The sequence below is a fragment of the Herbaspirillum sp. YR522 genome, from assembly GCF_000282575.1.
Lineage (GTDB): Bacteria > Pseudomonadota > Gammaproteobacteria > Burkholderiales > Burkholderiaceae_D > Herbaspirillum.
In genome coordinates, this window is record NZ_AKJA01000021.1 from 1 (window position 1) to 15,691 (window position 15,691).

Here is a 15,691-nt window from a genome sequence, read left to right on the forward strand (position 1 = left end):
TGGCAGCCGCCGCCGGCCAGCCGGTGCGCACCCCGTGGCGCGAATTCTGGCGCAAGTTCAAGAAGCAGCACCTGGCCGTGTATGCCGGTTGCTTCGTGCTGTTGCTGGTGCTGCTGGCCATCGTCGCGCCGTGGATCGTGCCGTTCGATCCCGAGAACTTCTTCGACTACGACGCCCTGAGCACGCCACCGAGCTGGACCCACTGGTTCGGGGTCGATGCATTGGGGCGCGATATCTTCAGCCGCATCCTGGTCGGCACCGGCATCTCGCTGGCCTCCGGTTTCCTGTCGGTGGCCATCGGCGCGGTGATCGGCACGGTACTGGGTTTGCTGGCCGGCTACTACGAGGGCTGGTGGGACCGCATCACCATGCGCATCTGCGACGTGCTGTTCGCGTTCCCGGGGATCCTGCTGGCCATCGGCATCGTGGCCATCCTCGGTGGCGGCATGATCAACGTCATCATCTCGGTGTCGGTGTTCAGCATCCCGGCCTTTGCGCGCCTGGTGCGGGGCAACACGCTGCAACTGAAGAACCTGACCTACATCGAGGCCACCCGCAGTATCGGTGCGTCCGACATGACCATCATGTGGCGCCATATCTTCCCCGGCACCATCTCGTCCATCGTGGTGTACTTCACCATGCGCATCGGCACCTCGATCATCACTGCCGCCGGCTTGTCCTTCCTGGGCCTGGGCGCGCAGTCGCCGACCCCGGAGTGGGGCCTGATGTTGAACGAAGCGCGCGCCGACATGATGACCGCGCCGCATATCGCGATCTTCCCCAGCATCGCCATCTTCCTGACGGTACTGGCGTTCAACCTGCTGGGTGACGGCTTGCGCGACGCCCTCGATCCCAAGATCGACCAGCGCTGATGAAACTGCCCCAGATCGGCCGCCTGGCTGCCGGGCCACGCAACAGCATCGCCGACGTGGCCGGCGTGGGTGTCGGTCATTGCACGCTGGCCGCAGGTGCCGTGCAGACCGGGGTGACGGTGGTGGTGCCGCATGGCGACAATCCCTTCACGCACAAGCTGCCGGCCGCGGTCGCCGTCATCAACGGCTTCGGCAAGAGCGCCGGGCTGGTGCAGATCGAAGAACTGGGCACGCTGGAGTCGCCCATTGCCCTGACCAATACCTTTGCCGTGGGCACGGTGCTGACGGCGCAGGTGCGGCATGCCATTGCGCGCAACCCGGAATGCGGGCGCGGCCAGCCCACCGTCAACGCGGTGGTGATGGAATGCAACGACGGCTATCTCAACGACCTGCATGCGTTCGCGGTGCAGGAACAGCACTTCGAGCACGCGCTGGCTGCCTGCGGTCCCGACTTTGCGCAGGGCGCGGTGGGGGCGGGGCGGGGCATGTCGAGTTTCGAGATGAAGGGCGGTATCGGCAGCGCGTCGCGCCTGGCCGGCCGCTACACCGTTGGCGCGCTGGTGCTGTCGAACTTCGGCAAGTTGCCCGACCTGGTGCTGGACGGGCGTCCGCTGGGTCGCGAGCTGGCGGCCCGTGCCGCTTCCGATGCGGCACCGGAGCAGGGCTCGATCATCATCATCATCGCCACCGACGCGCCGCTCGAGGCGCGCCAGTTGAAGCGCCTGGCGGTACGTGCCGGTGCCGGCCTGGCGCGTACCGGTTCGGTGTATGGGCACGGCAGCGGTGACATCGCGCTGGCGTTTTCCACTGCCGGGGCGGGCGAACCGCTGGCCGACCATGTGTTCGATCCGCTGTTCCATGCCGTCGCCGACAGTGTCGAACAGGCGATCGTCAATGCCTTGTTCGCGGCCGAGGGCGTAGTCGGGCGCGACGGCCATCAACGACGCGCGTTGCGTGATTTATTGAACGAAGGCAATTGACATGAATATCCTGGTTTCGGTCGACATCGAAGGTGTGGCCGGTGTGTTCCATCCCGAGCAGACCCGGGCCGGCAACGTCGAGTACGAACGCGCGCGACGCTGGATGACCGATGAAGCCAACGCGGTCATCCGCGGTGCCCTGGCGGCGGGCGCTGTGGCCATCATGGTCAACGATTCGCACGGTGGCTTTCGCAACCTGCTACCCGACCTGCTGCACCCGCAGGCGCGCATGGTGCTGGGCAAGCCGCGCGTGCTGGGCATGATGGGCGGCGTCGACCACGACGTCGATGCGGTCATGCTGGTGGGCTACCATTCGCGGGCGCAAGGGCGCGGGGTGCTGGCGCATACCACCAACAGTTTTGCGTTTGCGCGGGTCTGGCTGGGCGGGCAGGAGCTGGGGGAGGCCGGGCTGTATGGCGCGCTGGCCGCGGAGCACGGCGTGCCGGTGATCTTCGGTAGCGGCGACGATGCCTTCATCGAGGAAAACCAGCCGCTGTTTGCGCACGCGGTCTTTGCCGAGACCAAGAAGGCCTATGGCGCCAACAGCGGCGACAGCCTGTCGCCTGCGGCGTCCTGCGCCTTGCTGGAAGAACGTGCGCAACAGGCGGTGGCCAAGTTCCTGGCCGCGCCGGCCTCGATGCCGCTGTTTCGCTTGCCAGGGCCATTGCGGTGCCGCCTGCAGACGCAGACGGTGGCCCAGGCCGACCTGTTTTCGCAGCTGCCGATACTGGACCGTGTCGATAACGTGACGCTCGAGTTCGATGCGCCTGGGGCTGAATATGCGGTGCGGGTGTTGAATAGTTTGTCGGCGATGTCGGCGATGTTGCGGTGATCGGGCGGTTTTTTTCTGTTTCAGGAATACCGTCGGGCTGCGCAAGCACGTAACGCTGTCTTTTGTCGTGCCTAAAGAACACCGTTCGGGCTGGAGCAAGCGCGTAGCGCTGTATCGAAGCCCATCCTGGGCCTGTCCTGAGCTTGTCAAAGGGTCGGCGCGTGATGAACCCTCCTGGGTCCTCTGCTCTTGCGGCATGCAGATGTACCGGCTTTATTCTTATCTTTCTCCGGTCGAAGGTGAGCACCGGGAGTCCGCCCGGCAGCGGACCCTCTTTCTTGAACGCCAAGAAAGAGGGGCAAAGAAGGCGCCCCCCAGGGGCTGTTAGCCGCTCATTTGCGCACTCGCAGATGAGCTGCTAACAGCCCCTACGCAGCCCCTTCGGGGTCCCCGGCGTCACGGGCCGAAAAGGGGGAAGGCCAGAGTCGCTTCGCTCCGGCTGTCCTCCTGATCCCCTTTTCGACCCGCGCCACCGGCTGCTCCGAATGGGGAAGGCGTTTCCGCCTCGCCTTCGCCTTCGGCATCGGGCTTGGTATCGTGATGGCGCTATCTGTCGCGCCTTTTTTGCTTCCAGAAAACTAGCCAGGCTACTTTGGCGCCAGCCCTGTATTCTTTGCGCCTGAAGATCACCGTTCGGGCTGAGTAAGCGCGTAGCGCTGTATCGAAGCCCATCGAAGGATTGTCCGAGCGGGGCCGAATTTTCTCCGGGACGACGATCCCCGCCGGGTTCTGTCCGGAAAAAAATCCCCCGACGCCCGACGAAGCGTCATGCAGCCTTTTGCTCAAGCAGTTTTACCAACGTCACCATCGCCAGGTTGACCGGCGTGGCGACCCCCAGCGCTTGCCCGCGGCGTACGATGAAGCCATTGAGGTAGTCGATCTCGCTGGGCTTGCCGCGCGCCAGGTCCTGGGCGGTGGAGGAGTATTGGCCCGGCATGCTGGCGGCAATCATGCGCACCCCGGCATCGATGTCGCCCGGCAGCGTGACCTGGTCGGCGTCGGCCACGGTGCGGCATTCGAGCACCAGTTGCGCAATCACCTCGGCTACGCCCGCGCCCTGGACGATGCGGCCATAGGGGAGCTGGGTGATGGCCGACAAGGCGTTATAGGCGCAGTTGAGGATCAGCTTGAACCACAACGCGCCGCGTACGTTGTCGGATATCTCGGTCGGCACGCCCGCGGCAATCAGCGCTTGCGCCGCTTGCTCGCTGCTAGCCGCCGGTTCGATCACCAGCTCGCCCCGGCCGTGATGCCTGACATGACCCGGGCCGGCCATCTCGGTGGCTACATAGACCACCGCCGCCGATACCGGTTGCGGGATCACCCGACGCAGGCGGTCGGCGTTGTCGGTGCCATTCTGCAACGTCAAGACCAGTGTGTCAGGGCCCAGGTGGGGCTGTAATTGAATGCCGGCACTTTCGGTATCGGTCGACTTGACACAGAACAACACCAGGTCGGCACCGGCGGCGATCGATGCATCGGTACTGGCCGCCATCGGCAGGGTCTGGTCGAAGCCCTGCGCCTGCAGGCGCAGGCCGCCGTCGTTGACGGCATCGACATGGCGCGCGCGCCCGATCAACACCACTTCATGGCCGGCCCGCGCCAGCATGCCACCGTAGAAACACCCCACCGCACCTGCACCCATCACCGCGACCTTCATGCCCGTCTCCCTGTGTCAGCGAAAGGGCAGAGCCTAGCACAGCGGGCTTCAGAACGAGCGCCTGACCCTGACCGCGACATACGGCGGCGGCTTGTTGCTCGATAGCGCCCGCGCGCTGTGCAGCCGGTGCAGCGTGATCTGGTTGACCTCGGCGTGGCTGCCTTCGATGTGCTCGTCCATCAGGTGGATGGCCTGTTCGCCGTCGCCGCTGGCGATGCAGTCGAGAATGGCGGCATGTTCGTCATAGGTCGAATGCAGGCAGTCGCCATACAGGAAATCAAGCCGGCGCACGATGCGGATGCGGTCGGTCAGGCGGTCGAAGGTGGCCGTCATCTCCTGGTTGCCGGCTGCGCGTACCAGGGTCTGGTGGAATACCTCGTCCTGCAGCGCCGCCTTGGGGCCGTCCAGCTCGCGCAGCGCTTGCGGCACGCACCATACCGGGCGCAAGGCCTCGACCAGCGCCGGTTCGGCCGTTTCATGCCGTGCGCACAGGCGCCGCACGGCGTGGGTCTCGATCAGCTTGCGCAGTTCGTAGAGCTCGGAGAATCGCTTGAAGTCGATCGGCACCACCTCCCAGCCGCCACGCACATAGCCCTGCATCAGGCCGTCGCCCTGCAAACGCTGCAAGGCCTGGCGCACCGGCGTGCGCGAGACGCCGAAGAAGGCGGCGATCTCGGTCTCGGTGATCTGGTCGCCTGGCAGCAGGCGCAGGTCGAAGATGTCTTCGCGCAGCCGCGCGTAGACATACTCAGGCAACGGCACGCTACGCGGCTCGCCGTCCTCGCGGGCGGCGCTTTCTGGCTGGATGGCGACACTCTTCACAGGATGGTTTTCCTTACCAGGCGGCCACGCAGCCGTCGGTGCGCGGTTCGGTTCCGCCGCACAGCACGCCGGCGTCGTTGCGCCAGATGATCTGGCCACGACCGAAGCCCAGCTGGTTGCCGGACCACGACACCTCATGGCCCAGGCCGGCCAGGCCCCGGAACAGGTGTTCGGCGGTGCTGTGCTCGATCGACACCTTGTTGCCCTTTTCCCATTCCCAGCGCGGGGCGTCCAGCGAGGCCTGCGGGTTCAAGCCGAAGTCGACCGTGTTCATCACCATCTGCACATGGCCCTGCGGTTGCATGAAGCCACCCATCACGCCGAAGGGGCCGACGGCCTGGTTGTCGCGGGTCATGAAGCCGGGGATGATGGTGTGGTAGGGGCGCTTGCCGCCGGCCAGTTCGTTGGCATGTCCTTCTTCCAGCGTGAAGTTGTTGCCCCGGTTGTGCAGCGAGATACCGGTGCCCGGCACCACCAGCCCCGAGCCGAAGCCCATGTAGTTGCTCTGGATGAACGACACCATGTTGCCCTCGGCGTCGGCGGTGCACAGGTACACCGTGCCGCCGCGCGACGGATCGCCCGCCACCGGCAGGGTGGCGCGCTCGCCGATGAGCTTGCGGCGCTCGTCGGCGTAGGACTCCGACAGCAGTTGCTCGACGCTGAACTTCATGTGGGCCGGCTCGGCGATGTGCGCCAGGCCGTCGGCATAGGCCAGCTTGATGGCTTCGATCTGGCGGTGGTACGTCTGCAGCGTGTCGCGTTCGCCGAAGTCGTATTTCTTGAGCAGGTTCAAGGCCATCAGGGCCACCATGCCATGGCCGTTGGGCGGGATCTCCCAGACGTCGTAGCCGCGATAGTTCACGCCGATCGGGTCGACCCATTGCGGCTGGTAGTCGGCCAGGTCCGACAGCGCCATGTGACCGCCGGCGGCGCCAATGAACGCAACCGTCCGTTCGGCCAGCGCTCCGCGGTAGAAGCTCTCGGCGTTGTCGGCGGCGATCGCCTGCAAGGTCGCCGCATGGCCGGGCGAGCGCCACAGGTCGCCGGCGTTGGGGGCGCGACCGTCCAGGCCGAAGGTGTCGAACCAGGACTGGAAGTGCGGGTCCTTGAACTCGCGCTTGAAGTTGTTCCATGCTGCCTGCCAGGCATGCGCCACCACCGGCGAGACCGGAAAGCCGTCCTGCGCCAGTGCGATCGCGCCGGCCATCGATTGCGACAGTGGCAGGCGACCGAAGCGCTGGGCCATGGCGGCCCAGGCGCTTGGCGTACCGGGCACCGTGACCGGCAGGGCGCCGTACTTGGGGACTTCCTTGTGGCCGGCGGCGCGCAACTGCTGGGCCGACATCGCCTGCGGCGCCGGGCCGCTGGCATTGAGGCCGTGCAGCTTGCCCTGGTGCCAGACCAGCGCAAAGGCGTCGCCGCCGATACCGTTGGCGGTCGGCTCGACCACGGTCAGCGCGGCGGCCGCGGCGATGGCCGCATCGATGGCGTTGCCGCCGGCCTGCAGCACTTGCAGGCCCGCCTGCGCGGCCAGCGGCTGCGAGGTGGCGACCATGCCGCGGCGGGCATAGACGGCGCTGCGGCGTGACATATAGGGATGGTGGTTGCTGCTGAAGTCGGGGAAGGCGGGCATGAGCGGTCTCGGTGATGTGGAGTTGGCGACTATTCTATCGATACAGGTGGCAGGCCACCGTGTGGCCCGGCGACACCTCTACGGCGGCGGGGGCGACGGTCTTGCAGGTTTGCATGCAGGACGGGCAGCGCGGATGAAAATGGCAGCCGCCCGGGGGCGCCGCCGGATTGGGGATGCTGCCTTGCAGGATGATGCGCTGGCGCGGGGCATCCGGGTGTTCGCGCGGGATCGCCGACAGCAGCGCCTGGGTATAGGGATGGCGCGGGGCGGCATAGATGGCATCGCGCGGACCCAACTCGACCATGCGGCCCAGGTACATCACGCCGATCTGGTCGCTGACGTGGCGAATCACGGCCAGGTCGTGCGACACGAACAGGTAGGTCAGCCCGAGGTCTTGCTGCAACTGCTTGAGCAGGTTGAGGATCTGGGCCTGGATCGACACGTCCAGCGCCGACACCGCCTCGTCGGCCACTACCAGCTTGGGACGGGTGATGATGGCGCGCGCAATGCCCACGCGCTGGCGCTGGCCACCGGAAAATTCGTGCGGGTGGCGTGCCGCGTAGGACGGGTTCAGTCCCACCATGTCGAGCGCCTCGGCCACCTTGCGGCGACGCGTGGCACGGTCGTGCAGCCGGTGTACCACCAGCGGTTCTTCCAGCACTTCGCCTACCGTCATGCGCGGATTGAGCGAGGCATAGGGGTCCTGGAAGACCATCTGCATGTGGCGCCGCATCGCCCGCAGCGGGCCGGCGGCCATGCCGCCCAGGTCCTGGCCCATGAAGCGCAACTGACCGGCGCTGGGTTCGATCAGGCGCAGCACGCTGCGCCCGGTGGTCGATTTGCCGCAGCCGGATTCGCCGACCAGGCCCAGGGTCTGGCCTTCGTCGATGGCAAACGAGACATCGTCCACGGCCTTGACGGTGGCGCCGCCGGCGACGTGCGAAGCGAAATGTTTTTTCAGGCCGCTGACCTGCAACAGGGGAGTCGTCATCGGGGGCTCAGTGTGGATACCAGCAACGTGCGCTGTGTTGGTCGGCGATCGCTTCGAGCGGTGGCATCTCGCGGCGGCAAAGCTCCTGCGCCCTGGGACAGCGGGCCGCGAAGCGGCAGCCGGCGCCGATCGAACCGGGCGGCGGCACGCTGCCGGGGATGGCCGTGAGCGGCATGCCGGGCACGGCGTCGAGCGCCGGCCTGGCGCGCATCAGGGCGTGGGTATAGGGATGGGCAGGGCGGTCGAACAGGTCGCGCACATGGCTTTGCTCGACCACTTGTCCGGCGTACATCACCACCACCCGTTCGCACATCTCGGCCACCACCCCGAGGTCGTGCGTGATCATCAGGATCGAGGTGTGCTGCTCGCGCTTGAGGTCGCGCATCAGGTCCAGGATCTGGGCCTGGATGGTCACGTCCAGCGCGGTGGTGGGCTCGTCGCAGATCAATACCTGCGGACGGCACAACAGGGCCATGGCGATCATCACGCGCTGGCGCATGCCACCCGACAGGCTATGCGGGAATTCATGCACCAGCTGCGCCGCCCGCGACAGGCCGACCCGTTCCAGCATGGCCAGCACGCGGGCGTCGATCTCGCCGCGCGGCAGGTCGCTGTGGATGCGCAGCATTTCAGCCAGTTGGTGGCCGATGCGTTGCAGCGGATTGAGCGAGGTCATCGGCTCCTGGAAGATCATGGCGATGTCGCGTCCGCGAATGCCGCGCAGCGCGGCGTCGTCGGCGCTGAGCAGGTCGCGCCCCTCGAAGCGGATCGCGCCCGACAGGCGGGCGCGGCTGGCCATCGGGAACAGGCGCAGGATGGACAGCGCGGTGACGCTCTTGCCGCAGCCCGATTCGCCCAGCAGGCCGACGGTCTGGTCGCGTCCGAGCGAGAACGACACGCCATCGACGGGCGCGATACTGCGGCCGTGGCTGTTGAATTCGACCTTGAGATTTTCAATTTCCAGCATCTGTTTTCCTTCAGCGCGCCAGGCGCGGGTCGAATACCTCGCGGATGCCGTCACCCAGCAGGTTGAAGCCCAGCACCACCAGGAAGATCGCCACGCCCGGCCACATGGCCAGGGTCGGATTGGTATTGAGGTAGCCCTGGGCGATGTGCAGCATCGACCCCCAGCTCGGGTCTTCCGGGCGCGCGCCCAGGCCGAGGTAGGACAGGCCGGCTTCGGCGATGATCGCCGTGCCCATGGCGAAAGTGGCCTGGATCACCAGCGGCGCCAGCGCGTTGGGCAATACGTAGCGCCACATGATGCGCAGGTTGCCGGCACCGATGGCGCGCGCGGCCATCACGTAGTCGAGATTGCGGATGGTCATGGCCTGGCCGCGCGCCAGGCGCACGAAGGAGGCGGTAAAGCCGATCCCCACCGCGACCATGGCGTTGTAGAAACCGCCGCCCAGGGCGGCCGCCAGCGCCAGCGCCAGGATCAGCGACGGGAACGCCTGCAGGGCATCGACCACGCGCATGACCACCGCATCGACCGCGCCCCGGTAGAAGCCGCTGACGATGCCGATCGGCACGCCCAGCGAAAACGCCAGGCCGACCGAGATCAGCGCCGCCTGCAGCGAGATGCGCGAGCCGAACAGCATGCGGGTATAGATGTCGCGCCCGAGGTCGTCGGTGCCCAGCCAGTGGGCCGCGCTGGGTCCGGCCAGGATGTTGCCGTAGTCCTGGTCGAACACCGGGTCGTAATGGGCCAGCAGCGGAGCCGCCAGCGCCAGCAGTACCAGCAGTGCGATGATGGCCGCGCCGATGACGGCCAGGCGGTTGCCCGCGAAGCGGCGCAGCGTGCGATAGCGGGGCGCCGCCGGCAGCTGCGGCGCGGGGGAAGTCGTTTCTTGGCTTGCTTGTGTCATGTTGGATGGCCCGCTGTCAGCGCGCGATGCGTGGATCGATGACGCTGTAGAGCAGGTCGACGCACAGGTTGACGATGACCACCATCACGGTGGCGGCCAGCACGCCGGCCTGCACCGTGACGTAGTCGCGGCTGAAGATGGCATCGACGATCATCTTGCCCATGCCGGGAATGCCGAAGATGCTTTCGGTGATGACCAGCCCGCCCAGCATGCCCGAGACCATCAGGCCGCTGGCGGTGACCACCGGGATCAAGGCGTTGCGCAGCGCATGGCCCAGCACCACCTGCCAGTCGCGCAGGCCCTTGGAGAAGGCGGTGCGGATATAGTCTTCGTTGAGTACCTCGAGCAGGCTGCTGCGCACCATGCGCATCAGGATCGCCGCCTCGCGCAGGCCGGTGACCACCATCGGCATGGCCATGGCGACGAGGTTGCCGCGCCAGTCTTCCGACAGCGGCACGAAGCCCGAGGCCGGCAGCCAGCCCAGCTTGACCGAGAACAGGATGATGAACATCATGCCCAGCCAGAAGTGCGGCACGCTCATGCCGAACAGCGCGATGATGGTGCCCGCGGCGTTGGCCATGCCGCGCGGGCGCGCCGCCGACAGGATGCCGGCCGGCACCGCGATGACCAGTGCTACCAGGAAGGCGCCGGCCGCCAGCTCGATGGTCACCGGCAGGCGCTGCCAGAGCGCCTCGGCCACCGGCGCGTTGTCGATGAAGGAGCGCCCCAGGTCGCCGTGCAGTACGGCCCACAGCCAGTGTCCGTATTGCACCGGCAAGGGCAGGTCCAGGCCGAGTTTGTCGCGCATGGCGGCGGCCGCTTCGGGCGTGGCTTCCATGCCGAGGATGGCGGCCACCGGGTCGCCCGGCAACACCGCCAGCAACGAGAACACCACCATGCTCACCAGCAGCAGGGTAGGGATGGACAGCAACAGGCGCTGTACCAGTTTGGGTAATTTGGGCATGGCTGGCAAAAGACTAAGGCTGACTGCGGCCGAGTGCGGCCGACTGCGGCCGACTGCGGCGCATCGCAGGCGATGCGCCGCATGGGCTTACTTGGATACGGTGGCGGTGCGGATCACGCCGTCCGGCACATACTGGAAGCCCTTGATCGCATTGGACATGCCGAACACCACGTTGTCGTGCACCAGGTAGACATATGGCACTTCCTTGACCAGCAGTTCCATGGCCTGGTCGTACAGCACGCGGCGCTTGGCCTGGTCGCCTTCGAGGCGGGCCTTCTGCAGCAGGTCGTCGACCGCCTTGGAACCGAAGTGCGAATAGTTCAGCGAGCCGTTGGTGGTGACGAAGTCATAGATGTTCTGGTCGGGATCGGGACGGCCGCTCCAGCCCACGTAGAGGCCTTCGAAGTTGCCCGCCTTGCCGGCTTCGATCTGGGTCGCCAGTTCGGTCTTCTCCAGCGTCACGGTGATGCCGGCGGCGCGCAGCATGCCCTGGATCATCTGGCCTGCCTGCAGTTCGTCGGACGTGGTCGGCAGTGTCAGCTTGAACGCGAAGCCGCCTTCCTTGCCGGCCGCCTTCAACAGTTCCTTGGCGCGTGCGACGTCGACCTTGGGCGGCGTGTCGGCCGCGCCGTTGGCGAACTGCGCCTTGGAGAACGGCGAGTGGCCAGGCGCCACCGCATTGTTGTAGACCACCTTGGCGATGGCGTTGCGGTCGATCAGGATATCGACTGCCTCACGCACTTCCTTCTTGTCGAACGGTGGCTTGCCGGCATTCATGTAGAAGCCGCGAAAGCCCAGCGAAGGCTTGTTGAGCACGGTGTACTTGGCGCCGGCCGGGACGTTGCCGATTTCCTTGTACGGGAAGCGGTTGCTGATGTCGACCTGGCCACTGCGCAGGTTGTTGAAGGCGACGTTGACGTCCGGCATGATCTTGTAGACCACGCCATCGACCTTGGGCAATCCGGCCTGCCAGTAGTGGGGGTTCTTCTCGAGCGTGATGGTGGCACCCTTGAGGCGCCCCTTGTAGATGAAGGGCCCGGTGCCGACCGGATTGTTGACGTAGTCGTCGCCGAACTTCTTGACCGCCGCCGGCGACGAGATCATGCCGGCGCGGTCGGTCAGCACCGACATGAACGGCGCGAACGGCGTCGACAGTTCGAGCTTGACAGTGTACTCGTCGACTACCGTGATCTTGCTGATGTACTTGAGTTCGTTACGGCGCAGGGACGTCTTTTCCTGCCCGCGCAGCAGGTTGAACTCGACCGCCTTGGCATCGAACGCGGTGCCGTCCTGGAATTTCACGCCATGCCGCAGATGCAGGGTATAGGTCTTCTGGTCGTCCGAGACGGTCCAGCGTTCGGCCAGCATCGGAACGATCTTGCCCTCGCCATCGAGGTCGACCAGCTTGTCGAAGATGCTCTGGTAGACGATGCGCTCGTTGAGCATCGACGACTGGGTCGGGTCGAGCTTGCCGGGATCGGCATCGAGCGAGATGTTGAGCGTGGCGGCACTGGCCGATCCGACCAATCCGGCCAGCAGCAGGGCCAGGGTGGCGGGCAGCAAGGAAGGGAGACGTTTCTGCATTCGGTTTTCCTTTCGCATTCAATGAGGACGTATCGACCAGCAAGATCGGAGCATACAAGAAATCCGTTCTCGGATACGTGTATGTATACATCGAAGAAGACAAGCATTTTTCATGCCACTGACCGGCAGAGTGTGCTTATTACCATGGGAAGGGAAAACGCCCGGCTGCGCACGCGCCGGGACAGGGCACGGCAAGGCGCCACCCCGAAGCGGGGCGGGGTGGCGTGGCAGGCTAGCTAGAACGAATAGCGCGCTTGCACATAAATCGTGCGTGGCGCACCGACCAGGCGACCGAAGTTGCCATCGGTGGTGCGGGTGTAATAGCGGCGGTCGGTCAGGTTGTTGACGCCGGCAAACAGGTCCAGGCCCTTGGCGCCGGGAACCTTCCAGTCGACCTGGACATGCCAGAGACGGTAGCCGGGGATCTGGCCGGTCAGGCCGTCGGCGCTTTCGTTGACGGTGTTGGCCACATCCGAGAACTGCCGGCTCTGGTGCGTGGTGGACAGGTTCAAGCCCCAGGGGCCGGACTCGTATCGGGTGCCCATGGTGTCGGTGATGCGCGAATAGAACGGCAGGTCCTTGCCGGCGGTGGCGCCGGATTCCTGCAATGCGCGGGTATAGGCGTAATTGGCAAACAGGCTCCAGCCGCCCAGCGGGCCGGCCTTGTCGAAACGATAGTCGAGTGCCAGTTCGATCCCGTCATGCTCGGTCTTGCCGATGTTGCGAAACACCGTCGGCGTGGTGTTGGGTACCGAGTCGATCTGGTTGTCAAAGCGGATGTTGAACAGCGTCGCCTCCAGCGACAGGTTGCTGCCCTTCCAGCGCGCGCCCAGTTCGGTGGTCTTGGCCAGCTCCGGCGCCAGCGGGTTGGCGGCGGTGGTGCTGCTGAGCTGGGTATTTTGGACCACGCCGAAAGAGGTATTGTAGTTGCCGAAGAGCGTCAACTCGTCGCTCAGCAGGTAGGCCACGTTGAGCGACGGCAGCGGCTTGTCGTTGGCGGCCTGGAAGACCGCACTCGAGCCGACCAGGCTGCGGGTGGTACGGATGCTTTCGAAGCGCAGGCCGGGTGTGATGCGCCACTTGCCGATGGCGATCTTGTCGTCGATATAGCCGGCATTGGCATCGGTCTTGTTGTCGTTGGCGGTGGTCGGGCCGAAGGCGCCGGTGGCGATGGTCTGGTCGACCTGGAAGTCGGTACCGCGTTCGCGCAGGGCGCGATAGCCGAGCGTCACGTCATGGGTCGTGCTGCCGGCGACGAAGCGCTGCGTGTAGCGCGGCTCGATGGCGAAAGTCTCGTAGTTGCGCGGTTGGTTGCGCATGACGAGGCCGCCCGGCTGGACCAGCGAGCTGGCGCGCGCGCTTTGGTTGAAATAGGCACGGATCTCGAACTCCTGGGTGTCCGAGAGGGTATTGAGGTAGCCGACATCGACGCCTTTGCGGTCACCTTTCCAGAAGTCGCGTGGGCGGGTGTTCTGGAACGGGTTGGCATTGTATTGCGCCACGGTCAGGCCACCCGGGGTATGCGAGAGCACATCGTAGTAGCTGACCTTGCCGTACAGCTCGGCGCCGCCGCCCAGGTCGAAGCGCAGCTTCAGTGCCAGGTCGTTGAAGCGCTCGTTGCTCTTGTCGCGCCAGCCGCTGCCTTCCTGGCCCGAATACAGCAGCGCCAGGCCCAGGCCATTGTCGGCCTGGCCGCCCACGAAGGCGCTGTATTGCTTGTTGGAGCCGCCTTCGCCGTAGCTGTTGTAGCGCATGGTGGCGTCGCCGCCGATGCCCGGGGTGACGGGAATGGCGCGGCTCTTGAAGTTGATGATGCCGCCCACGTTCTGCGGGCCGTAGCGCACTGCACCGCCACCACGGATCACATCGACCGAGTCGATATTGTTCAGGTTCACCGGGGCGAACGACAATTGCGGCTGCCCGTAAGGGGCCGACGCCAGCGGGATGCCGTCGAGCAGGATGGTCGAGCGCGGCGAATAGCGCCCGGTCAGGCCGCGCACGCCGATGTTGAGCGCAATGGCGCTGCCAGCGGTGCCCGAATTGTCGCTCGCCTGCACCCCGGGAATGCGGCGCAGTACGTCGCCTACGCTGATGGCGCCGGTATGTTCGATGGCATCCTTGTGCATCACGGTGCGCGCCCCCGGATAGGTCTTGACGCTGGTGGCGATACCGGTGCCCAGCCAGTCGCCACTGACGTGAATGGTTTCCAGCCCGTCGCCGGCATTGGCCGGATCGGTGGCGGCCTGGGCCGCCACCATGCCGGGCAAGGCCAGCAAAGCCAGCGAAATGGCGGTGGCGCAGCGGGTGCGGCGGGCGGCAAGGGGCAATACGACTATCATCATTTGAGGGGTCCTGGGTGTGATGGCCCGGTCGGGCCGGGCGTCAAAAAGCGAGTCCGGTCTTTGCAAGACTTTACAGGGCGTTAATAATAACGATTCTTGTTATCGTTGGTAAGGGGGGAGGAGCCATATAACGACGTTTTGGCGACGCCATCGGTTGGTGGATCGTGGCCAACGGCAAGCGATAGTTACCCGGCGAATGTGAGTTGCCGTTGACCTGCCGAAGGCGGGTCGGGCCACGGAAAAATATTTAATTAGATAGCTTGCTATTTAATTTTGAGCGGAATAAACTGCGCTGCATGAACTCGAAAACAGACAAGCGCAAGTCGGCCCCGCAACTGGATGCCCAGCTGTGCTTTGCCCTGTATTCGACGTCGCTGTCGATGAGCAAGCTCTATCGCAAGCTGTTGCGCAAGATGGGCATCACGTATTCGCAGTACCTGGTGCTGATGGTGTTGTGGGAGCAGGACCAGTTGACCGTGTCCGATATCGGCGAACGCCTGGTGCTTGATTCGGCCACCCTCACGCCGCTGTTGAAGCGCATGCAGGCGCAGGGCCTGGTCAGTCGCGAGCGTGCCGCCAGCGACGAGCGGCAGGTGATCATCTCGCTCACGGCCGAAGGCGACGCATTGCGCGAACAGGCCGCGGAGTTGCCGCGTGAAGTGCTGCGGGCTACCGAGTCCAGCGTGGCCGAGCTGACCGCAATGAAGCAAGAGTTGATGGCGTTGCGGGCGCGGCTGCAGAAGAACGCGGGGGACTGAGCCGGTTACCGGCAGTCCCGTTCACGACGGATGCATGAAACACATCCGTTTTTTTGGTGATATAAGTAGTGTGCTATTTAATAGTGTTATTTGTAAGGTTCTAGAATTTGTAGTGGAATCAGGCTGTTATCCCAAGAGGTAATGGCGTCTTATATGTAGTTTGCTATTTAATAGTGTTGTTATTAATTGCGGTGCCCGTCACCGTTGACAAAGTCGATCGTTCGACATTTACCCTCAAGGAAGAAGATCATGAACGCAATCAGGAAACTCGCTGCCGCGGCCGCCATCGGCCTGGTATTTGGCAATGCCCATGCCGCCGGTGATGCCGGCGTGGAACCGACCACCCAGGCATTCCTGCAGGCGCTGGAGGCGGGCGGCGGCAAGC

General features: G+C 65.1%; 13 protein-coding genes. 4 read left to right on the plus strand and 9 right to left on the minus strand.

What is annotated here, in order from left to right:
• The 3 genes from gsiD to PMI40_RS04170 all read left to right on the plus strand — a co-directional run.
• A partial coding sequence (gsiD, locus tag PMI40_RS04160; RefSeq protein ID WP_008112447.1) for a glutathione ABC transporter permease GsiD occupies nucleotides 1–872 on the plus strand: 872 nt, incomplete at its 5' end.
• Nucleotides 872–1,852: a P1 family peptidase gene (locus PMI40_RS04165; RefSeq protein ID WP_008112448.1), complete on the plus strand. Its 981-nt coding sequence runs from the start codon at nucleotides 872–874 to the stop codon at nucleotides 1,850–1,852. The genes gsiD and PMI40_RS04165, both read left to right, overlap by 1 nt.
• Nucleotide 1,853: 1 nt before the next feature.
• Nucleotides 1,854–2,684: a M55 family metallopeptidase gene (locus PMI40_RS04170; protein ID WP_008112449.1), complete on the plus strand. Its 831-nt coding sequence runs from the start codon at nucleotides 1,854–1,856 to the stop codon at nucleotides 2,682–2,684.
• 766 nt (nucleotides 2,685–3,450) lie between these two features.
• Here the strand turns inward: PMI40_RS04170 and PMI40_RS04175 are convergent.
• The 9 genes from PMI40_RS04175 to PMI40_RS04215 form a co-directional block, all read right to left on the minus strand.
• Nucleotides 3,451–4,344, minus strand: coding sequence for a ketopantoate reductase family protein (locus PMI40_RS04175; protein WP_008112450.1), 894 nt, complete (start codon nucleotides 4,342–4,344; stop codon nucleotides 3,451–3,453).
• Nucleotides 4,345–4,392: 48 nt separating this feature from the next.
• The gene (locus tag PMI40_RS04180) at nucleotides 4,393–5,166 is read right to left on the minus strand and encodes a GntR family transcriptional regulator (protein ID WP_008112451.1); all 774 of its coding nucleotides are present in this window, start codon (nucleotides 5,164–5,166) and stop codon (nucleotides 4,393–4,395) included.
• 13 nt (nucleotides 5,167–5,179) lie between these two features.
• Nucleotides 5,180–6,799, minus strand: coding sequence for a gamma-glutamyltransferase family protein (locus PMI40_RS04185; protein WP_008112453.1), 1,620 nt, complete (start codon nucleotides 6,797–6,799; stop codon nucleotides 5,180–5,182).
• A gap of 34 nt (nucleotides 6,800–6,833) precedes the next feature.
• Nucleotides 6,834–7,790 (minus strand): ABC transporter ATP-binding protein, encoded by a 957-nt coding sequence (locus PMI40_RS04190; protein WP_008112455.1) that lies wholly within the window; start codon nucleotides 7,788–7,790, stop codon nucleotides 6,834–6,836.
• 7 nt (nucleotides 7,791–7,797) lie between these two features.
• Complete coding sequence (locus tag PMI40_RS04195) at nucleotides 7,798–8,757, minus strand: ABC transporter ATP-binding protein (RefSeq protein WP_008112458.1); 960 nt, start codon at nucleotides 8,755–8,757, stop codon at nucleotides 7,798–7,800.
• A gap of 10 nt (nucleotides 8,758–8,767) precedes the next feature.
• Nucleotides 8,768–9,658 (minus strand): ABC transporter permease, encoded by an 891-nt coding sequence (locus PMI40_RS04200; RefSeq protein ID WP_008112460.1) that lies wholly within the window; start codon nucleotides 9,656–9,658, stop codon nucleotides 8,768–8,770.
• Between the two features lie 16 nt (nucleotides 9,659–9,674).
• Nucleotides 9,675–10,622: an ABC transporter permease gene (locus PMI40_RS04205; RefSeq protein ID WP_008112462.1), complete on the minus strand. Its 948-nt coding sequence runs from the start codon at nucleotides 10,620–10,622 to the stop codon at nucleotides 9,675–9,677.
• Between the two features lie 87 nt (nucleotides 10,623–10,709).
• Nucleotides 10,710–12,206 (minus strand): ABC transporter substrate-binding protein, encoded by a 1,497-nt coding sequence (locus tag PMI40_RS04210; protein WP_008112464.1) that lies wholly within the window; start codon nucleotides 12,204–12,206, stop codon nucleotides 10,710–10,712.
• Nucleotides 12,207–12,442: 236 nt separating this feature from the next.
• Nucleotides 12,443–14,548: a TonB-dependent siderophore receptor gene (locus PMI40_RS04215; RefSeq protein ID WP_008112466.1), complete on the minus strand. Its 2,106-nt coding sequence runs from the start codon at nucleotides 14,546–14,548 to the stop codon at nucleotides 12,443–12,445.
• A gap of 296 nt (nucleotides 14,549–14,844) precedes the next feature.
• Here PMI40_RS04215 and PMI40_RS04220 point away from each other — a divergent pair, with 296 nt between their 5' ends.
• Nucleotides 14,845–15,306, plus strand: a complete 462-nt coding sequence (locus tag PMI40_RS04220) for a MarR family winged helix-turn-helix transcriptional regulator (RefSeq protein WP_008112468.1) — start codon at nucleotides 14,845–14,847, stop codon at nucleotides 15,304–15,306.
• Nucleotides 15,307–15,691: the final 385 nt, after the last annotated feature.